This is a genomic window from Porphyromonas loveana, from assembly GCF_003096695.1.
Lineage (GTDB): Bacteria > Bacteroidota > Bacteroidia > Bacteroidales > Porphyromonadaceae > Porphyromonas > Porphyromonas loveana.
This window is the reverse complement of record NZ_QEKY01000005.1, coordinates 144,924-168,284: the sequence shown is the minus strand read 5'-3', so window position 1 is coordinate 168,284 and position 23,361 is coordinate 144,924. Positions and strand designations below refer to the sequence as shown.

The window sequence follows — 23,361 nt, the reverse complement described above, 5'->3', positions numbered from 1 at the left end:
TGACTACCACCATTTACGACTACAAAACTACTGCTTTTGAGGTTACTACAGGCTGTCATAACCACTAAAACGTTTGCTTTAGATGGCATGATAGGCTATAGTAACCTCAAAAGCGTCTTAGAAATATGTTTCTACCGCAGTAGAACGCCTACTTTTCGTTGTTGTGTCATCTGTACCGATAGTTTTCGATGTATGACACCGTGATTGGCTGCTTTGTCTCCGTTATTTCATCGTCTAACCGGTCATTTAGGCTGTGAAGAGGCCGATGAGCGAGATTTTTTTACTTTCTGAACGCATCTGTGTATATGGAATGTGCAATGTATGCCGAAAGTTACAACATTGATTCCGCGGGAAAATAATTTTAGTTACGTTTGAGACAGTTTTTTCAATTGCCTTGCCTTTTTAGCACGTCAGTCACATAATCACCATGATATAGAATAGTTATGAAACGATTACTACCACTTTTCGTCATGCTGTTGTTCCCTCTGTCGCTATACGCACAGAGTCTAACGCGAGCAGAAGCTCTCGCACGAGCGAAGAGCTTGTATGGAGAACATTTCTCTTCTTTCGAGTTTGCCGTCAAAGAGGATGTCATCCCACCTCAAACTCGTGTGTTCTCAGGGAAAGATTTGTTGCTTTCCCCAAATGTCCAATCATGGTTTGATTCCCATGCACAACTAAATTCTGACCAATCGGAACAACCGTCCCCCGTGCAAAATCTGAGTTACGAGATTGACGGTGATCAATTGACCCTCAAATGGGAAGCTTCGGAAACTAACGGGGAGATCCTACTCGTGAAAGAAGATTTTACAGAGTACGATCCTGTTTCTCTGCTACCCACCGGGTGGACAGCCATAGATGCCGACGAGGACGGGAATGGTTGGCGTGCGGGAGGCAATAGTTATCTGTACGACGGATTGCACGTTGCCATTTCGTTCTCATCATGGAATGGCCTTCCCGATCTTAATCCCGACAACTACCTGATTACGCCCGAGGTATCGGGTGCAAGCCGGATTACCTATTTGGTCACATCGGGCGATTATAACTGGCCGGACCACTATGGTGTCTTTATCTCTAAAACCGGAACGGCGGCAGCGGACTTTGTCCACCTCTTCGACGAGACGCTTACTGCTACCGGTCCAAGCCAAAAGAGCCTTATGAAAGATGGACGTTGGTATCAATTTCAGGCGCGCGAACTTATCCTGCCGGAAGGGACTAAATATGTAGCATTCCGTCATTACGATTCGTCGGATATGTTTGCCGTGGTAGTAACGCAAGTCCGCGTCTACGGAAAGACAGTCGCACGTTACAACATCTACAAAGACGGCTCACTGCTTCAAACCGATGTTGAGGGAATGAGTTTTACGACACCTCTTCCGGCCCAAACGAGCGAATACTGCGTCCGTGCAGTCGTTGATGGCGTCGAAAGCGATCCTGCGTGCGTGACCGTGGAGATGACTGCCCTCTCTGTGCCGAATGCACAGGTCATAGAGATCAGTGGAGAAGAGGGGCGGATCAGAATAGCGACTCTTCAGCCCGAGACGATGCGCCTGTTCGACCTGCAAGGACGCATGCTGCTGACCCGAGAAGTAAAGGGCCAGGTTTCAGTCTCGATCGCTGCCGGCATATACGTTGTGCAGGTAGGGAGCATCAAGCAGAAAGTAATCGTCCGCTAAGGGCGGATCCCCAAGCCAAGAAGCCGCAGCGTAAGGATAATTCCTTACGCTGCGGCTTCCGCTTTTGTTGCTCTCATAACCTCAAAAGCGTCTTAGAAATATGTTTCTACCGCAGTAGAACGCCTACTTTTCGTTTTGTACCATCTGCACCGGCAGTTTTCGAGGCTATTCACCGTGATTGGCTGCTTTGTCTCCGTTATTTCATCGTCTAACCGGTCATTTGGATGATGAAGAGACCGATGAACAGCGTCTTTTTGATTCTTGCCTTCTGAATGTGCTTGTTTGTGCGGAATGTGCAATGATGAAGTTTGGGACTAAATATTTGCATAATTCAATCTGCTTTTTTAAATTTCGGTCGAAAAACAATTGTAGAGACATCAACGTATGAAAAATGGCGATAATCCACCAAGCGCATTGTCGGCAGACCTGTAAATACAGAGCCGTGCCGCACCATCTGTGAAAACAAGCTAATATTCATTTGAAGACAATACGACAATGAGAAAAACAATAATTTTCTACTTGCTGCTCGCCCTGTTTAGCTTTTCTTGGGCACAAGAAAGAGTCGATGAAAAAGTATTCTCCGCAGGAACAAGTATTTTTAGGGGCATCCTTGAAAAGGTGAAAGCACCGCTTATGTATGGAGATCGTGAGGTATGGGGTATGGCTCGTGCGAGCGAGGATTTCTTTTTTATACTTCCCGTTACGGATGACCTCACTCCCGTGCTTTTCTATAACCGTCTTACAAACGAACCCTGCTTTGTGTCAAACCAAGGAATAACTGAGTTTTTCAAATTCGCTCAAGAAGGTGATTACATTGAAGTAGAAGGAAGCTCTGTATTCATGGGGAATCTTTTGTACTATCGTTTTTTTCCGACAAGAATTACCTCCTATAATGCTTCCATTGAAGGCGTTGTGAGCATGACGGGGAATCCTGCTTTTACAATTCCGATACTCCCCGGGGCTTCTGATTGCATAGAAATCTCAAACAACCGCAAAGTCTTTCTGACAAATCAATTAGGGGTTGTAAACATCACTGACGGGATGGAACCTCCGATTATTGCCGGAGTCTCTGCTTCCTATGGGTCTTCTGTTCGGGTGTATGGTCATGTCTCACAGCGGTGGGACATCATAGGCCACAGCTATTTGGATATCTACCCGACCAATTGCTACTCGCTCAGCATGAAACCCGTTGCAGGAGACGATGAAGTTTTTGTCAAACAACAAGGCAGGCAAATAGAGATCGATAGCAACAGCCCCATAGTCCAAGTGGTCGCCTACGATCTTGAGGGGAAAAGCGTTTTTCAAAAAAGAATGACCGAAAACGCTTATACCCTATCCTTTAGAGTACCTATGCTCGGCTTTATGACTATCATGATCGAAACACAAAATTCGATTATCAATAAAAAACTTAATGTTACACAGCTATGAAACGAATAATTTTATTACTCAGTGCTCTTTGCTTCTTTTTCTTTGTGTCACCTTATGTACAAGCGCAGAATGAAGGTTCAGATGCTTATTATCAACAAATGTTTGAGCTAATCCGCTCCGACTTCGAACGGGATATGCTCTTACCTCAAGTGGCCTCCATAACACTTCCGTCTGGACCGCTATCTGTGGTGAAAATTTTATATAATTCCGGCTCTTAACTAAAAATTTATGATGAAAAAAGCATTAGTTTTCTTACTACTGGTTTGCCTATTCTCCTCGTTCAGCAGTTTTGCCCAAACAGCTACGAACGGCAGCCGGAGTTATTTTACAGGACGAATTGAGAAGGTGAGTTTGAACTTAGGGCTCCCCCCCGTAAGCACAGAGATTTGGGGAATAACCCATGATGCGAATGGTCTCCCTTTCGAAATTCCTATCTCTTTCAGTCGTTTCAACAGCCTGGGAGATATAGCTACCACCTATTACATAGCGAATAGCGAGGCAACTTTGAATGAATGGTGCGACTATGCACACCCGGGCGACATCGTGACGATAGAAGGTCGTTTTATGAAAATGACTTACAACATACCAACCTACAATGCTGTCTGCACTCGGATCACATTTGAGAATCAAGAAATAGAAGGAGCGATCGTCTTGGTACCCAGACCCAAAGTCTCGCTGCCTCATGTATCGGAATCGGTGCCTTGTATCCGAACCGAAGCCGGGAGGGAGTTTATCCTTTGCGAAGAAGACGACACCTTTGTGTCTTACGATGGTAACGAAGTAACGATAGGAGGTAAACCTTTCTTGCTCAATACCAATGTAAAGATTGTGGGGGACGTATCCCAAAAGTATGCTGTGGGCGTAGGAGAAATTCGATTCTTGCAGATTTGTGCCAAAACAGTATCACAACAAAAATGAACACAAGATGAAACAAACAATACTCGGCATACAGCTACCGCAATGGACAAGGATTTGGCTTTCATTTTTCATGATTGCAGGATGTACAGTAGCATTATCGGGGCAATCGCAATCGAGAGGATACGCAACGACCGGCATCTTAGAGCCTGTCATATTGCCCGATACTGTCTCAGTCGATTATCACTCGGCCTGGGGGATGGTATGCGATGCACAACTGAATGCCTTTGACAAGCCGATAGCCTTTAGAGCACCATTCAGTTATCAGGGAAAAGGTTATTATTATCCTACAGCTTATTATGGGGGATTAAGGGAGTTCTGTCCATACGCCAAGTTGGGCGATAGGCTCGTTACAGAAGGTCGTTTCCATGAATTTGATGCCTACTATGAACTGATGTGCACACGCATCACTCTCCCCAATCGAACATTCGAGGGAGTGATTACCGAGATCCCAATGCCGCAATTTACGTATCCGGAAGTGACAGCTACCATTGTTTGCGTAAAAGACGACAGCGGCTTCGAGATCGCAATCAAAGATGACGAAGGCAACTTTATCAGTAGTGAAAATGGCGAAGTAATGATAGCCGGCAACTCCTACCCCCTCCAAACACACGTCAGGATAGAGGGAGATATTGTGCAGGATTACCAACTGAACTATCCCATTTTTTTCTACAGCACGGTTGCCAAATCATGCCACACGACAGACAATCAAACGGTTATACCGTCATCCAACGGCACAAACATCTCCACGCAAGGAACAACCATCAGTATCATGACAGAAAAACAGGTTAAAACAGTCTATATTTATGATATGGCCGGACGGATGCTCTTTGCCACGAGTCAAACACAAGCCAGAGAATTTTGCATTGACTTAAAGGCCAAAGGCCATGTTCTCGTCACTGTTTTGTTTGCTGATAATACACAGACGTCCAAGAACATCATCCTGTAAGACGGATATCGTCAGCTGAAAAACCTACCCTAAAGATTTTATCAGAAGGTATCACGAAAATATATTATTTGAATCTTATTGACGCCGATGAGAACACTTTCGTCGGCGTCTTTTTTTCTGTATTTTCCGCATAAAATCGGACTTTAGAGAGTTAATGGATTGATATTAAGTAGATAATATTGTTTCTACTCAGCTAAGGGGAACGGATAAGAAACGAGCGAGGTGCTTCTTACGTCTTGATTTTGCAACTTTACAAGCATCCCTTACTTCTTACTCGCAAAGGTACTGATTATCCGATGAAAAACGACTGCGATCAAAGAAAATCGTTGCGTCTGTCAAATAATTCTCTAAATCTTTCGTTATTAAGCTCTTGATATTGTACCTTTGTACATATGAGCTTAGAACGAAGAACAAACACTGAGGAATTATTCCTCAAAATTGCACGACTCATAGAGGAAAGTCGGGCACGTATCGCCACGTCAATAAACCTCGCAGAAGTATATACCAAGTATCATATTGGACAATATATCTTTGAAGAAGAGTTGCGGGGCGAAGAAAGAGCTCAATACGGCAAGCATGTGCTACAATCCCTCTCTGCTAAACTAACTGAGCGTTTTGGCATCGGGTGGAGCTATTCAAACCTACGACAAATCAGACAGTTTTATTTAGCCTATAGCAATTTGACAGCCACTGGTTGTCAAATTGAAGATAGTACACCCAATTTCTCCCTATCTTGGTCTCATTATTTGCTTTTGATGCGAGTAGATAATCTCGATGCCCGACGGTTCTACGAGATAGAATGTACGCAACAGCAATGGTCGAAACGTCAACTGTCAAGACAGATAGGGAGTAGCCTGTACGAAAGATTAGCTTTAAGCCGAGACAAAGAAGGCGTTATGCGCCTCGCACAAGAAGGACAATCATAAGTAAGCCTGAAGATATCATCAAAGACCCTATTACTTTGGAATTCTTGGGTCTGAAGTCTAATGTGGTTTATTCAGAGAGCAAACTTGAACACGCTATCATCGGTAAAATGCAGCAGTTTTTACTCGAACTCGGGAAAGGCTTCCTTTTTGAGGCGAGGCAAAAGCGTTTCACATTTGAAGAGAAGCACTTTTATGTAGACTTGGTATTCTACAATAGGCTATTGCGGTGCTATGTACTGATTGATTTGAAGATAGGAGAGCTCTCGCACCAAGATTTGGGGCAGATGCAAATGTATGTCAACTACTATGACCGCTACGTCCGACAAGAATTTGAAAGCCCTACAATAGGCATCCTACTATGCGAGAACAAAAATGATGCATTGGTAGAGCTCACGCTCCCAAAGGATGCTAACATCTACGCTTCCGCTTATCAACTATACCTTCCAGACAAAGCTCTATTGCAGGAGAAAGTCAAAGAGTGGGTTGCAGAATTTGAGAACACAAGCAAGTAAATATGAGGTCCAATATAGATATTAGCGAAACCGATTTGCGGAATCAATCGGAGGAACTGCTCACGGAGTTACTTCGAGATCACACCACAGGGAATAATATCTTCTGGGCTACAGATGACTATGAGCCTCTAGGAGCGGAATATGGATATTATTCTCCCATTACTGTCGCTTGTATTACAGGCGAGCGAGGCTCAATCATCCAACCACGGGTCCTCAAGTCCCGTGCAGAGCAGATAGGGCGTACCAAAGATAAGGCAGAGGTATTTACCCCATCGTGGGTGTGTAATGCCCAAAACAATCTGATTGATGAGGCTTGGTTTGGGCGTAAAGATGTATTCAACTACGAGGACAACGAGTCTAAAACATGGACAGCTACTACCGAGCCTATAGTGTTCCCCGAGGGAAAGACCTGGAAAGACTATGTACGCTCTACTCGCATGGAGATTACTTGTGGCGAGGCGCCCTACCTCGTAAGTCGCTATGATGCCACGACAGGAGAGTTTATTCCCATAGCACAGCGTATAGGTATGCTCGATAGGAAGCTACGCGTTATCTCGGAGAATACCGATAGCTCTGGGGAGTGGCTCAGGATGGCACAGGAGGCTTATAAGCATATCTATGCCTATGAGTGGCAGGGCGACAACCTTTTGCTCGCCAGAGAAGCCCTGCTGATAACCTTTGTTGAGTATTACACGGCGAAGTTTGGCAAGGAACCAGAGCTCCGTTCGATGAAATATATCGCCTACATTATTGCGTGGAATGTCTTTCAGATGGACGGGCTTCGTGGCGTTGTCCCTAACAGCTGTAAGCATGACAAAGTGGTTGTAGAGCAAGACTTATTCGAGAGGGTAGAGCGCCCTGACCCTTGTCTTGGATGTCAGAATGAAACCTTCAAAGGGCACAATGGAACGCACTGCTACATCCGTGAGTGGGGATGCAAAGACCCCCAGACTGGCAAAAACAATCGCAAGATACGATTTGTAGATCTCATCAAACACAATATATAACTATGGCAACCTTTGATTCATCGCTCAAGCCTCGCCTCATTTATGTGTTCGCGATTGCAGATGAGCAGCACGCAGGCAGTCTCAAGATAGGCGAAACGACACTCGGGGATGTGGGGGCTGCATCTACAGAGCCCAATAGCCCTGTCCTCAATAATGCCGCACGAGCACGCATAGACCAGTACACCCGCACGGCTGGTATCAGCTATGAGCTACTACATACAGAGCTGACCATATACTTCCGTGGGGGGAGTGTCTGCTCCTTCAACGATAAGGAGGTGCATAGGGTCTTGGAGCGTTCGGGCGTTAAGCGTAAAGCATTTGCAGGAGCTAGCGAATGGTATTCATGCGACTTGGAGACCGTCAAGCGCGCTATAGCTGCTATCAAAGAGGGCAAAGAAAGCCTAAAGGCGAGCGAAGTTACTTCTGCCGATAATCCCATCATCCTCCGTCCAGAGCAAAAGGACGCTGTCGAGCGTACGCTCAAGCAGTTCCGCAGAGGCAATCAGATGCTCTGGAATGCCAAGATGCGCTTCGGTAAGACGCTCTGTGCCCTGCGTGTCGCCCGAGAGATGGAGGCGCAGCGTACCATCATCATCACGCATCGCCCTGTGGTAGACGCTAGTTGGTTCGAAGACTTTGGCAAGACCTTTTACGACTGCCCCGAGTGGCACTATGGCTCGCAGAATAAGGGCGAGAGCTTTGCTTCGCTAGAGCGCCTAGCCTCCAAGGGCGGTAGGTATGTCTACTTTGCCTCGATGCAGGATATGCGTGGCTCCAAGGAGGTAGGGGGCAAGTTTGATAAGAATAACGAGATATTCTCTACCACCTGGGACCTCGTGATTGTAGACGAAGCCCACGAAGGAACGCAAACAGAACTTGGCAAGGCGGTGCTTGAGCTCCTTATTGGCAAAGAGACAAAGACTCTACGCCTCTCGGGGACCCCCTTCAACCTGCTCGACGATCACAAGGAAGGCGAGGTCTTTACATGGGACTATGTGATGGAGCAACAAGCCAAGATTGATTGGGAAATCAATCATTTGGGTGATACCAATCCCTATGCCTCTCTGCCTGCGATACATATCTACACCTACGACCTTGGTCGCTTGATGAGCGAGTATAGTGATGAAGAGAAGGCCTTCAACTTTCGAGAGTTCTTTCGCACTAAAGAGGACGGTAGCTTTGTTCACGAGGGAGATATAGATCGCTTCCTCGCTCTGCTGTGCACCGACGACGAGGACTCGCTCTATCCCTACGCCAACGACAAGTTCCGCCAGATCTTCCGTCATACCCTTTGGATTTTGCCTGGCGTCAAAGCTGCCAAAGCCCTTAGTCGTAAATTGAATGAACACCCCGTTTTGGGGCTCTTCCGAGTGGTTAATGTGGCAGGTGATGGCGATGACGAAGAGGAGAGCCGTGATGCCCTTGAGCTGGTCAACAAGGCTATCGGGAAAGACCCTGACGAGACCTACACCATTACCCTCTCGTGCGGACGATTGACTACAGGGGTGAGCGTCAAGCCTTGGACAGGCGTGTTTATGATGGCAGGCGCTTACAGCACCTCTGCAGCTGGTTATATGCAGACCATCTTCCGTGTGCAGACCCCCTACACGCATAATGGGCGGATGAAGACCGACTGCTACGCCTTCGACTTCGCTCCGGATCGCACGCTGCGTGTCCTCGCCGAGGCTGCTAAGGTATCGCACAAAGCAGGTAAGCAGGGCGAAGGCGACCGCAAAATCTTGGGAGACTTCCTCAACTTCTGCCCTATCATTGCCATCGAGGGCAGCCAGATGAAGCAATATCAGGTAGAGACGATGCTTGCCCAGCTCAAGCGAGCGCAGATTGAGAAGGTGGTGCAGGATGGCTTTGAAAACGGAGCTCTCTACAACGATGAGCTACTCAAACTGACCGAGGTAGATCTCAAGGAGTTTGACGATCTCAAAGGCATCATTGGCAAAACGAAAGCCATGCCCAAGGTAGGCGATATCGATATCAATCGCCAAGGGCTGACCAATGAGCAGTACGAGGAGAAAGAACGCCTCGAAAAGAAGAAAAAGAAAGACCTCACGCCCGAGGAGCAACGCCGATTGGAGGAACTCAAAGCCAAGGGCGATCAGCGCCGAGAGGCGATTTCTATCCTCAGAGGTATCTCGATCCGTATGCCGCTCATGCTCTATGGGGCGGAAATGAAAGACGAGGACAAGGAGCTAACCATCGACAACTTTGCTAACCTCGTTGATGAGCAGTCTTGGCTGGAATTTATGCCTCGGGGCGTGACCAAGCAAGTCTTCCGTAAGTTTAAGCGCTACTACGACCCCGACATCTTCCGCGAGGCGGGCAAGCGCATTCGAGAGATGGCTCGCATGGCTGATAAGTTCACTATCGAAGAGCGCATTGCGCGATTAACGAGCATCTTCGCTACCTTCCGTAACCCCGACAAGGAGACTGTCCTTACGCCTTGGCGCGTGGTCAATATGCACCTTGGCGATAGCCTTGGGGGCTATTGCTTCATGAACGAGGACTTTAGCGCCCCGCTCGATTTGCCTAGGTATATAGTCCATGAGGGCGTTACGAACGAAGTCTTTCATCCTCGGAGCGTCATCTTGGAGATCAACTCCAAGAGTGGTCTATATCCCCTCTATGCTGCCTATAATATCTATTATAGGCAACCCACCGTATCAAGTGATGGTCGAGGGTAATGGCAGAGCCAAGCCAGTATATCATCTTTTTATAGACCTTGCCTCACAGCTTGCACAGAGAGTATCGCTGATTACGCCTGCTCGCTACCTGTTTAATGCAGGCTTTACGCCCACAGAGTGGAACAACAAGGTGCTACAAGATGAACATTTCAAAGTGGTTACTTACAAAGCCGATAGTACGGAGATCTTCCCTACGGTGGATATTAAGGGCGGTGTGGCTGTGATGTATCGTGATAGTAAGCAGAGTTTCGGGAAAATCGGGACATTCAAAGCCTATCCTGAGTTGGACACGATAGCCTGTAAGGTAGAGGCTAGACAAGAGTCTTCGCTTACAGAAATCATCTATGCCGAGTCGAGCTATCGTTTCGACACCAGCAAGAGCGAGGTCGAGAGACTCGTTGCCCAGAGACTAGGAGGCGATAAGAAGATAATTAGTAACATCTTTGATAAACTACCCGACCTCTTTACCGAGGAGCAGCGTCTAGGAGCTATTGGTTTCTATGGCCGCACTAAGGCTGGGCGATGCCTACGCTATGCCGATAGGGCCTTATTTGAGGGACATCCGAATTTGGATAAGCACAAGGTGATTGTCCCCGAAAGCAATGGCTCGGGGGCAATCGGCGAAGTGCTTAGTACCCCCCTAATCGGGGAACCCCTAATCGGGGTTACCCAAACGTTCTTGACGATTGGGGCCTTCGACACTCGCGCCGAGGCCGAGGCCTGCCTCAAGTACGTCAAGACGAAGTTTGCCCGTACAATGCTCGGCATCCTCAAGGCTACACAACACAACCCGAAGGATACTTGGCAGCTAGTGCCACTGCAAGACTTTACCGAGCGCTCCGACATCGACTGGACACAGAGCGTTGCGGACATCGACCGCCAGCTCTACCGCAAGTACGGCTTAGAGGAGAGCGAAATAGCTTTCATCGAGGAGAAAGTACGAGCGATGGAATAAGCCCCTATATACCCCGCCGAATTTCCGTATATACGCAGACTTATTTTCGTATATACGGAAATTTATTTTTGTATATACAAAATCCCGACGGGTGTATAGGGGTATAAATTATGTGCTTACATAGACTTTATTGTTTTCTCTATGATTTGGATTTCCTCTTCATCGAAGCCAAATCTCCTATACAGCTCTTCGTCTGTCCATGTTTGCTTGAAGTCGAGCAGAGGTACAAACCGAAAGTTCGACCTTGAGATATTCATCGATGCCAATGCCTGAAGCAAAAGGTAGCGTAGTGTTTTTGTCCGCAGATAAATTGATAGGTTCTCTGCCTCTTGCTCTGTGTCGAAATTACCAATTAGCAGGTAGGAGTCTGTACACACAGACATTGGCTCTGCTCTCTGCACGGTAGCTATCACTTTCACCCGCCCTTGCTCGTCTGTCTCTCCAAGATGCCCACTTAGGACCTTCCCCATAAACACTTTGTGCCTATCTATCAAAGGTATGCTCGCACCTACCTCGTCCTCTTTAATCCACCCCACACCTCCGCTCGAATACACTTTTAACACAGTCTCATCTGTTGGAGTATCAGTCCCTCTAACCGCAGAAGGCAGACCGAACGGATTACGAGTAGATACAAGCGAGCTCAAACTTGAGAAACCCTGAGAAGACAGCACTTTCTTGATAATACTCAAAGAGGTATTGTAACGAATGAAGATGTCATGTTCATCCAATCGTCGCATCATCTTGTTTCGCTCCCCCTCTATAACATTCTCAAAGGCACACAAGCCCTCATACCTCCTATCCCATAAGAAATAGCATATTCCCCCGCTGATATTGGTATTGGGGAAGCATTCTTTGGGATTGGGGTAGTCTGTCATCTTCCTAATGCGTCTATCTGCCAGCATATCGGCTCTAAAGGCGTCCAATCCTTTTCCCCCTGTGTACCAGCGAGCAGGCATAATCATAGAGATGTAATTAGGTGTTATACTTCTGGCTATATCAACAAAATGATTGTACACAGCAATGGCTCCTGTTCCAGAGCCTCCACCATCCATCACTTGATACGGTGGGTTGCCTATAATAGCGTAAATCGGCGAGTTTTTTTTTACGATATTACTGAGAAATAAACTCAAGTAATATGGTAAAATCATTTAGACAACAGCTCAAGAAAGAAGAACTATCGGATAATACGATTACTGCCTACCTCTATGCGGTGGAGGATTTTGGAAAGAAGTACTCCAGTTTCAATCGAAAAAACCTTTTGCTTTACAAGGCGGAACAAATAGAGCAGTTTAAGCCCAAGACGGTCAATCTACGTATTCAAGCACTCAACAAATACTTAGTATTCATCGGCAAGCCACGCCTTCGTCTGAAATCACTCAAGATACAGCAAAGAACCTATCTCGAGAATGTGATAAGCAATGCGGATTATCAATACCTCAAGGCCAAGCTCAAATCCGAAGGGGAGGAAGTGTGGTATTTCCTCATTCGCTTCTTGGGAGCCACAGGCGCACGGGTGAGCGAACTTGTGCAGTTCAAGGCCGAGCATATAAGAGCGGGTTACCTAGACCTCTATACCAAAGGAGGGAAGGTACGCCGGATTTTTATCCCTCGCGAGCTTTGTCTAGAGGCTCGGGGCTGGTTGCTTCGCTCGGGTCTAGAGAGTGGACATTTGTTCTTGGATAAGCACGGCAGGCCGATACGTCCCCGAGCTATTCGGCATAAATTACAGCGCTTTGCCCGTCAATGGGGTATAAACGCTAAGGTTATGCACCCGCACTCTTTTCGGCATCGCTACGCTAAGAATTTCTTGGAAGTATTCAATGATATTGCCTTGTTGGCAGACCTGATGGGGCACGAGAGCATCGAGACTACTCGTATCTATCTACGCCGTACTGCCAGCGAGCAGCAGGCTATTGTAGACAAGGTCATTACTTGGTAGCCTGTTTAGCCCGATTCTCAAAAGCCATTGTCAGCTGTATCGCCTGCACTTGTAGTCTAATGATGGCTTCGGAGTAGACCTCAAGCTGGTGTATCATTCTTTGGGCTGTTTTAACCGAGTGGTAGCTATTGAGCGTCTTGACGGCTTCGTTGTCGAGCCACGCTTCTGTTTGGGGCGGATTACCGATGAGTTGCTCCACTCGGTGGATGAAGTCGGCAAAGGAGGAGCGGAGTTGCACCCACGCTTTGCCCTCTACGATGATAATTTTCATTGCTTCGGTTGGTTTTAAGTTGCGTTTCTATCTGGTGGCAAGTCGGGGCGGATGCTCTCGCTTGCCTTTCCTTTTGGAGGCAAAATTAGGGCTAAGAGTGCAGCTCTCAAGAGCTTCAGGAGGAGCAAGGAAATAGTGGGAAAAGGCAGGCAAAGCAGCAGGATAAAAAAGGGCTTACTTGCGGTAATGAGATGAGGAGTCGGCTCGTTCCTATGGGCGAAAATGGCTCGTTTGAGATGTCGATTTGTCGAGAAATCGATATATCGACATCTCGAGAGTTCGACATTTCGATAAATCGATTTATCGAAAGTTTGATAGGCTGTTTGAGCGGTAGGCAGTACGATTGCTTTGGCGATAGCCAGCACTATTGTTTGAGCTACCTCTCAAACGATAGCCATAGCGATAGATAGCTTTAAGCTTTGCTTGCGTCCAAAGAGCCTGAGTATGTCGTATTCGTTCGGGCTTTTCTCCACGAAGGGCGGTCTTGCCAAGCAAGGTGGGAGGGGAAGAATACGACCGCTATGATACAAAAAGTCCTGCGGTGGAGATTCTTCCCTCCGCAGGACTTGACCTTGATAGGCAAACAGACCGCCCTTGTACCTTTGCCCGAAATGAAGACGACCTTAGGCGGTGGACGGCTCGGCTTCGCTAGCTGTGGCTCGCTTGCGTGGTGGGCAAACTCGCAGAGCCTTGCGAAACGTCTGCGTCTGCTCGCTACCCATCAGTGGTAGCATCTCCTTGGCTATTTTCTGCTTGCTGACCTTGGCATATAGCTCTGTGGTGCTGATAAAGCGATGCCCTAACATCTTACTTACCGTTTCAATCGGTAAGCCATTCTCCAAACAGATGGTTGTGGCAAAGGTATGCCGTAAGCAATGGAAAATACCTACCATTTGAGAATTTGGAAGAATGTAGAGAATAAACCGATAACGTGTTGTGAATTAGTCGATTTTCTATATCCTGCGAGTATGATAGGAAAGCAGTTCGACACGGAATATTGAATCCTTTCGGTTACCAAACCGTTATCCGTTGGTTTCCCTAGTATGGTGAGGTAACGGAAAAAGGAAAGGTTTTTCTGACATGGGTTCTATCTCTCTGTTCCACAACGTTTTGCTTATCAAAGAACGCTTTAACAACGGGTAATTTTGCCCATAAAATTAAAGCGTATGAAAATAGAGAAATTCAAGGTGTTGCTCTACCTCAAAAAGAGCAGGTTGGACAAGTCGGGCAAAGCCCCCATCATGGGACGCATCACCGTCAATCGTTCAATGGTGCAATTCAGTTGCAAAATCTCCTGTACATCCGACCTGTGGAATCCTCGTGAAAGCCGTCTGAAAGGCAAGAGTCATGAAGCCGTAGAGACCAATGCAAAGCTGGACAAGCTGATGCTCTCCATCCACACGGCATTCGACACGCTTGCGGATAGGAAAATGGACTTCGATGCGGAGGCCGTCAAAAACCTGTTTCAAGGAAGCCTTGAAACGCAGATGACCCTGTTGGGGATGACGGACATCGTATGCGAAGATTTGAGGAAACGCATCGGGATAGACCGTGCAAAGGGAACTTACCCTGCCTATATCTATACCCGAAGAACCTTGGCGGAGTTCATCGACAAGGAGTTTCGCACCAAAGACGTTGCTTTTGGTCAGATGACGGAGCAGTTTATCCACGATTACCAGAGTTTCATCTTGGACGAAAAAGGACTTGCCATAGATACCTGCCGACACTATCTGGCTATCGTCAAGAAAGTATGCCGAAAAGCCTACAAAGAGGGACATGCCGACAGATGCTTCTTCGCCCATTTCAGCCTTCCCCAACCAAAGGAAAAAACGCCGAAAGCCCTAAGCCGGGAATCCTTCGAGAGAATCCGTGACTTGGTCATTCCCGAACATCGCGCCTCCCACATCTTGGCAAGAGACCTCTTCCTCTTTGCCTGCTATACGGGAACAGCCTACGCCGATGCCGTTTCCGTTACGCGCGATAATCTATTCACAGATGAAAAGGGGGATCTGTGGCTTAAATACCGCCGCAAGAAAAACGAGCTTCGTGCCTGTGTCAAGCTGCTGCCCGAAGCCCTTAACCTGATAGAGAAGTACAGGGATGATGCTCGTCCGACACTCTTTCCGATGCTGTATCACCCCAACCTTCGCCGTCTGATGAAAAGCCTTGCGGTTCTTGCGGGCATTAAGGAAGACCTGACCTACCATGCCGGCAGGCACTCATTCGCATCGCTGATTACCTTGGAAGCCGGCGTTCCTATCGAGACCATCTGCAAGATGCTGGGACATTCAAACCTGCAAACTACTCAGGTATATGCAAAGGTAACTCCCAAGAAACTCTTCGAGGATATGGACAAATATATCGAAGCGACAAAAGATTTGAAACTTGTATTATAACACCCCATAGATAATAAATGAATTTATGCGTAGCACATTTTCTTTACTACTCTATATCAATCGCAACAAGGTACGTGTGGATGGTACAACTTCCGTACTTTGCCGAATCTCCATCGACGGGAAAAGCACGACGATAACCACGGGCATCTCCTGCAATCCCAAACAGTGGAATGCAAAAAAAGCAGAGACCGCGGACGTGCGGACGAACAACCGCCTGAAAGAGTTTCGAAAGTATGCGGAAAGGCTCTATGATGAAATGCTCAAAGAGCAGGGTGTGGTCAGTGCCGAACTGCTGAAAAACAGGATAGCAGGTCAGGCGGTCATTCCTACTCATTTGCTCCAAATGGGAGAAAGGGAGCGGGAACGCCTTGCCGTCCGCTCCAAGGAAATCGACTCCACTTCGACCTACAGGAGTTCCCGGTATTACCAGAGCTATATCCGTGAGTTCTTGGACTCGAAAGGCAAGACGGACATTGCCTTTTCGGACATCACCGAGGAATTCGGACGGGAATACAAAGTCTACCTGAAGCGGTACAAGAACTTCGGTGCATCGCAGACCAACCATTGCCTCTGCTGGCTGAACCGATTGGTTTACCTTGCCGTAGACCATGAGATTATCCGTGCCAATCCTCTGGAAGAGTTGGAGTATGAGAAGAAACCGCCCTCCAAGCGAATGCACATCAGCAAAGCGGAACTCAAACAACTGCTGGAACTGAAACTGCCCGCGAATGATCCATTGAAGGAATTGGCTCGCAGAGCTTTTATCTTCTCCTGTTTTACGGGACTTGCCTATGTCGATACCCAGCTGCTGTATCCACACCATATCGGGCGGACTGCCGACGATAGAAGATACATTCGCATCAATCGCAAGAAGACAAAAGTAGAGTCATTTATCCCTCTGCATCCGATAGCGGAGCAGATACTTGATTTGTACAATACGACCGATGACACGCAGCCGGTCTTCCCTTTGCCAAGCAGAGACATGATGTGGTTTGAGATACACGAACTCGGTGTCATCATCGGGCGGAAGGAAAACCTCTCCTACCATCAAGCCCGGCACAGCTTCGGATCGTTTTTGATTTCCGAGGGAATTTGTACAGAGAGCATTGCCAAGATGATGGGACATGCCTCCATCACCAGCACGCAGACCTATGCGAAGATTTCCGAGAAGAAGATTGCAGAGGATATGGATAGGTTAATCGAAAGAAGAAAAAACAATGAATATTGAATTATTATGAAAAGAGAAATCATAACCATCAGAGAGAATGGAAACATACACATCCCGACAACTCCTGTTTGGATGTCGGCTTGCGAAATAGCCGATTTATTCGGCGTATTCTCCGGTAAGGTAAACAGTCATATCAAGTCTATCTTCAAAGAAGGATTACTCAGAGAAGAAGAGGTGATGCAAACGCTATTGTTTAAGGGCGGTGCAGTGGATTTATATAATATTGAAATGATAACGATGCTGTCATTTCGTTTTGCTTCTCCACGAGCCAAGAGCTTCCGTAAATGGATAATCAGAAGACTGACCGAAAAGAAGAGAACAAGTCCTCCGCTACTTGTGTGTTATGGCAAAGGTGGATGGTACAGTTGAATATGAGAACAGGCAGTAAGATAAATGCGTCTTACTACCTGTTCTTTTTTAGCGATCTTACTGCATCGACAGCAGTTTGCAATACATTCCGTCTTTTGCTTCGAGTTCGGCGTGCGTACCTTTCTCCATCAGGCTTCCCTTGTCCATCACGATAATTTGATGAGCATTGCGGATGGTCTGCAAATGGTGAGCAATGACCAAGACTGTGCGGTTTCGGATAAGGGCGGACATTGCTTGCTGTATTTTGTATTCATTGATGGGGTCAACATTACTCGTTATCTCGTCCAAAAGGAGGATGGGAGCATCCTTGAGGAAGGCACGGGCGATGGAGAGGCGTTGCTTCTGTCCGCCCGACAACCCCAAGCCGTTCTCTCCGATTATCGTTTCATAACCATCGGGCAGACTGACGATGAAGTCGTGTATCATCGCCCGACGTGCGGCTTCCTCGATTTCCCCCTGCGTGGCATTGCGGTTACCCACTTTGATGTTATTGGAAATGGTGTCGGAAAAGAGAATGACGTTCTGCATCACCACACTGATTTTACCGAGTAGATAATCGTAGTCCATTTCCCGTATGTCCACTCCGCCGATACGGATACAGCCCGCCTGTGGTTCCCAGAAGCGAAGCAGTAGATTGGTGATGGTGGTCTTGCCCGAACCAGACGAGCCGACAAGAGCCGTTACCGTCCGTTCGGGTACGTTGAACGTGAGATCTTTCATCTCGAACCCCTCTTTTTCATAGTGGAAACCGACACCATCGAACGAGAGGTCAAAGCGTTCCGCCGTTTTTGGTTGGTCGGGGTTGACGATCACGGGAGCATCCAACAGACGGGAAATGCGTTCGTAGCTGTCCTTTACTTTGATGTAGTTCAGCCAATGACTCTCCATATTGACAAAAGGTTTGTAGAATTCTTTCGAGACGATGACGAACATCAGGTAAGCGAAAAGGGAAAGTTCGCCACGCCAAGTCCACCAAAGACCGAGCGTTGCCATCAGAGCGAAAGCCAATTCTATCAGAAAGGTGTATCTACCCACACTCACAGCTGCCAAACGAGAAGTATTCTTACTGCTTTCTCCAAATTCATTAACGGAGTGGTCGAGTCTGTCACGAAACATTCCTTTTCCTCCGAAAACTTTCAGCACGGGTATGCCCTTGACATATTCCACGAAGAGGCTAACCATATCTGCCAAACCGTCTTGTGCCTCCTGTTGCGCTTTCATTCCCGAACGGATGCCCCGATACAAGGAGAAGAGGGCAATAGGAAGGATGGCGATCATCGCCAACCCCATACGCCAGTCCACACAAAACAATCCGATACCAAGTATCAGCGCCACGATGAAATCGGCGGACATCCGCGTCCAAAGGTGCCCCACCACCATTTCCATATTATCCACGTCTTTGTGAATGACGGTGCTTATCTCGCCCAGACGCTCATTGGTGTAGAAGCCGAGCGAGAACATTTTCAGTTTCAAGATGATTTTCTCACGGATGCGTTCCACGAGGTCGAAGCCGGCAAAGTGCTTGCTCATATCGGCTACGGCATTGGATATGGTTTTCAAAACCAGCAGACCACCGAGTATCCACGCTGCCGAAATGAGCGAAACGCTTTCGCCCGATATATAGCGGTCGATAAGGAACAGGACGGTAAGCATCATTGCCGTTCCGCAAAGGGCATAAATCACGAAAAACAGCGCGGAGATTATCAGATGCCGCACTCCACGGGCGGTCAATTCATTCAATATACTGCGTATCATTGTTTATACCTCCTCCTCTTTCAGTTGCCATTTGCTTACCCGTTCCTGAGTTTCCGTCATATTGCGATATAGTGGGCAGTTGTCCATCAATTCTCCGTGTGTTCCTGTCGCCACGACCTGCCCCTTGTCCATCACGACAATGCGTTCCACCTCCTGAATGGTGTTGAGCCGGTGAGCGATGGTGATGACGGTCTTGTTGCGTTGCAATTCGTCCAAAGCCTCTTGAATAAGCTTCTCGTTCTCTCCATCCAAGGCAGCGGTGGCTTCGTCGAGAATGACAATCGGTGAGTCTTTGAGCAGCATCCGCGCAATGGAAATACGCTGTTTCTCTCCGCCGGAGAATTTTACGCCCGCTTCACCTGCCGACGTATCGTAACCATTGGGCAGTCCCACGATAAAGTCGTGTATGCGTGCCCTTCGTGCCGCCATTTCCACCTCCTCTTGCGTGGCGGAGGGCTTGCCGATACGGATATTGTCCCGAATGCTCGTATTGAAAAGGAACACCTCCTGCTGCACCATTGAGAAGAAATCGGCAATGTTTCGTTCGGAGAGTTCCGCAAGGCTCTCTCCGCCTAGACGGACGGTTCCCGACTGCGGTTGCCAGAAACCCATCATTAGACTTGCCAATGTGCTTTTGCCTGACCCCGATTCGCCCACAATAGCCGTATGGCTGCCCTTGGGAAATTGCAGACAGACGTTACACAAAGCACTGTCCTGCTTGTTCGGATAGGCAAATGTCACATGTTCGAAACTGACATCGGTCTGCATGGTATCCGTATCCCTGTCTGCCGTATCCTTTGCAGATACTTCGGTAATCGACTGCACCTTCGCCAACGATTGCCCATAGACAATCCTGAAGTGCTGGAACGTAGCCAGTTTGGCAAAGGCGGACGAAAACAGTCCGTCCAATATCAGGGCAAGAATGAAACGTGCCACGGTCAGTTCGCCCGAACTCATCAGCCATAGACCGACAAGAGTCATTACCACGATACCGCCCTCCAAGAACATCGTGATGAGCGTCATCGGTACGGTAACGCTGAACATACTCCGCTTCACCCAGCGGATATAGTCGCGCATATTGCCAAGTACTCGTTCCGTGCGTGTTTCCTCGTGGCTGAATGCCTTGATAACCGGTATTGTAGCCACATATTCCAGGAGGTCTTCTGACATCTTCTGCGTACTTTCCATAAAGTGTTGGAAACTCTTGCCCCAAAGCGTTTTGACTGCCATCTGCAAGAGAAACGCCAACGGTAGCAGCGAGATGAGCGACAGTCCCAGCCGCCAGTCCAATACCATAACAATTACCCAAAGCAAAGCAGGGAAAAGCGTTGCCGAGAGGATTTCGGGCAGTCCGTGTGCTAAATAAATCTCGATTTGCTCCACGTCGTGGTTGATGATGTTCACCAAGTCGCCCACCTTCCGCTCCTGAAAGAAGCCGAGCGGCAACCGTTGCAAGTGGCTCACGATACGCAACCTCAACCGTGTGAGGGCGTTGTAAGCTGAGCGGTGCGCCCGCCAGATCGACATTCCGTAGAACATGCCGCGAAGCAGGGTGAACAACACCATCGCCGCCCCGACAATCCAAATCATTGTAGAAGTGAGCGTTCCGCTCATCAGCCTGTCCACTGCCCACACCACGAGCAATAGGGGCAGTGTGCCGAAAACAAGATGCAGTATGACCACCGCATTGGAGAGCAGGCTGCGACTCTCCCGTTCCTCATCGAGAGGCTTGATTTTTTGTTTATCCATATATCTGTATCGTTTTGATTTTCTAAGATGCAAAAGTACGGAGACGCACAGGGGTAAAATAACCCGAATGAGCATTACACTGCCCGAAAACGATAACTTGACACATATAAAACTCAATAGGGGTATAAGTGTGAATAGTAGGGTTATTTCTTTGTTCGATAGGCGGGTAATTTTGTACGAGTTTTCATAAACAGATAAGATATGTCAATCAACTCAATAGTTCATTTATACAAAAGAGTGCTCATCGTCAGCATCCTATTGCTGTGGGCTTATCCGATGTTTGCACAACAGCATTCCATCGAAATAAAAGTTATTGATGCAGAGAATGGTAACAGTATAGAATTTGCCACGGTGCAATGGAAAGGCCTGAACGAACCTTCATACAAGAACGGTACAACCACAAATAAAAAAGGAGTGGCGAAACTAAATACGCCTGCCCATCAAAAACTTGTACTAAGGGTAAGTTACGTAGGTTACCAGACAATTACCGACACGATTACGGCAAATGAGAAACGTCATACCCTGAAGTTACGTCCGGAATCGACGGAATTGGCAAATGTGGTAGTCTTCGGAAAAACAAAAACACAGGTTATTAGAGAGTCGCCCGAAGCGGTTTCAGTAATAAACGCTAAGGAATTGCAAGGTCGCTCTGTTTCTTTAGAAACCATCTTGAACAAAACCATTGGTTTGAAGGTCGGGCAGACAGGTGGATTGGGAAGCAGTTCGAGGATTATTGTTCACGGTTTGGAGGGAAACCGTATTCAGATTCTTTGGGATGGTATTCCGATGAATACTTCGGACGGAGCCTTTTCGCTTGATGAAATTCCGATAGACATTATCGAACGGATAGAGGTCTATAAAAGCATTATCCCTGCACGTTTCGGTTGCGATGGCTTGGGTGGTGCCGTCAATATCGTTACGAAGGAGTTCAGTACGGACTATTTGGATGCTTCGTACGAACTCGGTTCTTATCAGACGCACAAGGGAAGTGTCTTCTCGCGCAAGAACTTTCCGAAGAGCGGTATTCTGCTCGGTGCGGGAGGTTATTATACATCGGCAAAGAATGATTACTCATTTAGAGTTCCTGAAAGAGAGAACCTATTGGTAAAGCGAGACCACGACCGTTTTCGTTCGTATATGCTGAAAGGAAAAGTCGCTTTCACAAAACTTTGGTTCGATGAGATTAGTACTGAGTTCGGGTATTACAACCGTTTCAATGAGATACAAGGAGTATTGAAGAATATCCAGCACGCTGAAAACAAATCCGGGATGTTTATGCTCGAAAACAAACTGATAAAAAGCGGAATACTGAACAATCGACTTAACTTCGAGTCGCATTTCTCCCTCTCGCATACGACGAACAATTTTGTGGATACGGCACAAGTTAATCACGATTTTGAAGGAAATATATATCCGAGCCCGAACGGACAGGGAGAAACAGGAGACGTTCCCCACAACTCAAACGACAAAGGTTTGGAAATCAACGAACGTATCAACCTTGATTACAAATTGTCCACCAATCACAGTTTGAACCTGAACACGCTTATTAACTATGCCCAAAGACAACCGAATGATGACATTGCAAGTCAGCACGCAGGGTTTATTATCGGAGGATTTCCCAGCAAAAAGACCAGCGTTGTCTCGGGCTTGACTTGGGACGCGAAACTCTTCGGCAGGAAACTGACGAATATGTTCTCTGCAAAGTATTTCCATCTCCATTCCGAGATAGAGGATTTGACGTCATACGAGATGATCGAGGCTCCGAAGAAAAAGAGCAATACGACATCGCAAATCGGCTGGATAGAGGCAATGAAGTACGAACCGTTCAGAGGTTTTCACCTGAAAGCATCTTACCAACGGGCGATACGACTCCCCAATTCGCAAGAGTTGTTCGGCGATGGTATCATTACCTTTCCTGCTGCCGGACTGAAACCGGAAAAAAGCCACAACTTCAATCTGGGCTTCTTGATAGACAAAAATGACATACTCGGACTGTCGCGATTGCAATTTGAGGTGAATGGCTTTTATATGCAGGTGAGCGATATGATAAAACTGATGAAACAGCATATGGCAGCCGGATATGTGAATGCAGAAAAGGTGCATATCAAAGGTATAGAGACCGAGTTGAAATTGGATATATCGCCGACAGTCTATGCCTACGGGAACCTGACTTATCAGGACGTACGCGATGTTTTGGACTATTTGCCGGGCACCCAAGCCCCTAATCCGACAAAAGGATTGCGACTGCCGAATATTCCCTACCTGTTTGCCAACTTTGGAGCGGAATATCACAGCGACCGATTGTTCAAGAACTGGTATGTTAAGGCATTCTGGGACGGGAAATTCACGGAAGAGTTCTTCTATTTTTGGGAACTTACAGAATTGCAGAAACGGCGTATCCCTCGCAGTTTCGTCAATGATATTGGTCTGCTATTGACCTACAAGAACAAATATTCCATCGCTTTGGAATGCCACAATCTGATGAATAAAGAAGTTTGGGACCAGTTCCGCCAACCGTTGGCAGGACGGACATTCCACCTCAAATTCAGATACGTCTTCTCGAAAGGTATTTTATAACTCTAAACAT

15 protein-coding genes and 3 pseudogenes are annotated in these 23,361 nt (G+C 47.3%); 13 read left to right on the top strand and 5 right to left on the bottom strand.

Features of this window, described 5'->3' with window-relative positions; all coding sequences use genetic code 11:
- Window positions 1-443: 443 nt before the first annotated feature.
- From C7382_RS04190 to C7382_RS04155, 8 genes and pseudogenes are all read left to right on the top strand, one after another.
- Window positions 444-1,676 (top strand): choice-of-anchor J domain-containing protein, encoded by a 1,233-nt coding sequence (locus C7382_RS04190; protein ID WP_116679055.1) that lies wholly within the window; start codon window positions 444-446, stop codon window positions 1,674-1,676.
- Between the two features lie 495 nt (window positions 1,677-2,171).
- Window positions 2,172-3,104, top strand: coding sequence for a hypothetical protein (locus C7382_RS04185; RefSeq protein ID WP_116679054.1), 933 nt, complete (start codon window positions 2,172-2,174; stop codon window positions 3,102-3,104).
- Window positions 3,101-3,322 carry a hypothetical protein gene (locus C7382_RS04180; RefSeq protein ID WP_116679053.1) on the top strand — a complete coding sequence of 74 codons (222 nt, stop codon included), beginning with the start codon at window positions 3,101-3,103 and terminating at the stop codon, window positions 3,320-3,322. The genes C7382_RS04185 and C7382_RS04180 overlap by 4 nt, the downstream gene beginning before the upstream one ends.
- A 10-nt stretch (window positions 3,323-3,332) precedes the next feature.
- A complete protein-coding gene (locus C7382_RS04175; protein ID WP_116679052.1) occupies window positions 3,333-4,022 on the top strand; it encodes a hypothetical protein in 690 nt (229 codons plus the stop codon).
- Window positions 4,023-4,029: 7 nt separating this feature from the next.
- The gene (locus tag C7382_RS04170) at window positions 4,030-4,968 is read left to right on the top strand and encodes a T9SS type A sorting domain-containing protein (protein WP_243405656.1); all 939 of its coding nucleotides are present in this window, start codon (window positions 4,030-4,032) and stop codon (window positions 4,966-4,968) included.
- Between the two features lie 392 nt (window positions 4,969-5,360).
- Window positions 5,361-6,406, top strand: a pseudogene (locus C7382_RS04165) (PDDEXK nuclease domain-containing protein).
- A gap of 2 nt (window positions 6,407-6,408) precedes the next feature.
- Window positions 6,409-7,413: a restriction endonuclease subunit M gene (locus C7382_RS04160; RefSeq protein ID WP_116679051.1), complete on the top strand. Its 1,005-nt coding sequence runs from the start codon at window positions 6,409-6,411 to the stop codon at window positions 7,411-7,413.
- A 2-nt stretch (window positions 7,414-7,415) separates the two neighbouring features.
- A pseudogene (locus C7382_RS04155) lies at window positions 7,416-11,067 on the top strand (DEAD/DEAH box helicase family protein).
- A 116-nt stretch (window positions 11,068-11,183) separates the two neighbouring features.
- Here C7382_RS04155 and C7382_RS04150 read toward each other — a convergent pair.
- The gene (locus tag C7382_RS04150; RefSeq protein WP_116679050.1) at window positions 11,184-12,215 is read right to left on the bottom strand and encodes an Eco57I restriction-modification methylase domain-containing protein; all 1,032 of its coding nucleotides are present in this window, start codon (window positions 12,213-12,215) and stop codon (window positions 11,184-11,186) included.
- Between C7382_RS04150 and C7382_RS04145 the strand changes: the two genes are divergently transcribed.
- A complete protein-coding gene (locus tag C7382_RS04145) occupies window positions 12,203-13,006 on the top strand; it encodes a tyrosine-type recombinase/integrase (protein WP_116679049.1) in 804 nt (267 codons plus the stop codon). The two genes, C7382_RS04150 and C7382_RS04145, sit on opposite strands and share 13 nt — an antisense overlap.
- On the opposite strand, the gene C7382_RS04140 is transcribed toward C7382_RS04145, so the two are convergent.
- A complete protein-coding gene (locus tag C7382_RS04140; protein ID WP_243405655.1) occupies window positions 12,996-13,277 on the bottom strand; it encodes a plasmid mobilization protein in 282 nt (93 codons plus the stop codon). The two genes, C7382_RS04145 and C7382_RS04140, sit on opposite strands and share 11 nt — an antisense overlap.
- A gap of 623 nt (window positions 13,278-13,900) precedes the next feature.
- Window positions 13,901-14,155, bottom strand: a pseudogene (locus C7382_RS04125) (tyrosine-type recombinase/integrase); the annotation flags it as partial.
- Between the two features lie 288 nt (window positions 14,156-14,443).
- Here C7382_RS04125 and C7382_RS04120 point away from each other — a divergent pair.
- From C7382_RS04120 to C7382_RS04110, 3 genes are read left to right on the top strand one after another with little or no spacing between them, the layout of a single operon-like run.
- Window positions 14,444-15,673 (top strand): site-specific integrase, encoded by a 1,230-nt coding sequence (locus tag C7382_RS04120; protein ID WP_116679046.1) that lies wholly within the window; start codon window positions 14,444-14,446, stop codon window positions 15,671-15,673.
- Between the two features lie 25 nt (window positions 15,674-15,698).
- Entirely contained in the window at window positions 15,699-16,901 is a 1,203-nt protein-coding gene (locus C7382_RS04115) for a site-specific integrase (RefSeq protein WP_036889405.1), read from the top strand.
- 6 nt (window positions 16,902-16,907) lie between these two features.
- Complete coding sequence (locus C7382_RS04110) at window positions 16,908-17,270, top strand: hypothetical protein (protein WP_036889407.1); 363 nt, start codon at window positions 16,908-16,910, stop codon at window positions 17,268-17,270.
- A 57-nt stretch (window positions 17,271-17,327) separates the two neighbouring features.
- On the opposite strand, the gene C7382_RS04105 is transcribed toward C7382_RS04110, so the two are convergent.
- Together C7382_RS04105 and C7382_RS04100 are read right to left on the bottom strand one after the other, a co-directional pair.
- Window positions 17,328-19,025 carry an ABC transporter ATP-binding protein gene (locus C7382_RS04105; RefSeq protein WP_116679045.1) on the bottom strand — a complete coding sequence of 566 codons (1,698 nt, stop codon included), beginning with the start codon at window positions 19,023-19,025 and terminating at the stop codon, window positions 17,328-17,330.
- Window positions 19,026-19,028: 3 nt separating this feature from the next.
- Entirely contained in the window at window positions 19,029-20,774 is a 1,746-nt protein-coding gene (locus tag C7382_RS04100; protein WP_116679044.1) for an ABC transporter ATP-binding protein, read from the bottom strand.
- Window positions 20,775-20,975: 201 nt separating this feature from the next.
- Between C7382_RS04100 and C7382_RS04095 the strand changes: the two genes are divergently transcribed.
- Window positions 20,976-23,351 (top strand): TonB-dependent receptor, encoded by a 2,376-nt coding sequence (locus C7382_RS04095; RefSeq protein ID WP_116679043.1) that lies wholly within the window; start codon window positions 20,976-20,978, stop codon window positions 23,349-23,351.
- Window positions 23,352-23,361 lie beyond the last annotated feature (10 nt).

Bases quoted from the DNA above. Each gene is read 5' to 3' on its own strand.
- C7382_RS04190 (WP_116679055.1), top strand. From the start codon at position 444: ATGAAACGATTACTACCACTTTTCGTCATGCTGTTGTTCCCTCTGTCG.
- C7382_RS04185 (WP_116679054.1), top strand. From the start codon at position 2,172: ATGAGAAAAACAATAATTTTCTACTTGCTGCTCGCCCTGTTTAGCTTT.
- C7382_RS04180 (WP_116679053.1), top strand. From the start codon at position 3,101: ATGAAACGAATAATTTTATTACTCAGTGCTCTTTGCTTCTTTTTCTTT.
- C7382_RS04175 (WP_116679052.1), top strand. From the start codon at position 3,333: ATGATGAAAAAAGCATTAGTTTTCTTACTACTGGTTTGCCTATTCTCC.
- C7382_RS04170 (WP_243405656.1), top strand. From the start codon at position 4,030: ATGAAACAAACAATACTCGGCATACAGCTACCGCAATGGACAAGGATT.
- C7382_RS04160 (WP_116679051.1), top strand. From the start codon at position 6,409: ATGAGGTCCAATATAGATATTAGCGAAACCGATTTGCGGAATCAATCG.
- C7382_RS04145 (WP_116679049.1), top strand. From the start codon at position 12,203: ATGGTAAAATCATTTAGACAACAGCTCAAGAAAGAAGAACTATCGGAT.
- C7382_RS04150 (WP_116679050.1), bottom strand. From the start codon at position 12,215: ATGATTTTACCATATTACTTGAGTTTATTTCTCAGTAATATCGTAAAA.
- C7382_RS04140 (WP_243405655.1), bottom strand. From the start codon at position 13,277: ATGAAAATTATCATCGTAGAGGGCAAAGCGTGGGTGCAACTCCGCTCC.
- C7382_RS04120 (WP_116679046.1), top strand. From the start codon at position 14,444: ATGAAAATAGAGAAATTCAAGGTGTTGCTCTACCTCAAAAAGAGCAGG.
- C7382_RS04115 (WP_036889405.1), top strand. From the start codon at position 15,699: ATGCGTAGCACATTTTCTTTACTACTCTATATCAATCGCAACAAGGTA.
- C7382_RS04110 (WP_036889407.1), top strand. From the start codon at position 16,908: ATGAAAAGAGAAATCATAACCATCAGAGAGAATGGAAACATACACATC.
- C7382_RS04105 (WP_116679045.1), bottom strand. From the start codon at position 19,025: ATGATACGCAGTATATTGAATGAATTGACCGCCCGTGGAGTGCGGCAT.
- C7382_RS04100 (WP_116679044.1), bottom strand. From the start codon at position 20,774: ATGGATAAACAAAAAATCAAGCCTCTCGATGAGGAACGGGAGAGTCGC.
- C7382_RS04095 (WP_116679043.1), top strand. From the start codon at position 20,976: ATGTCAATCAACTCAATAGTTCATTTATACAAAAGAGTGCTCATCGTC.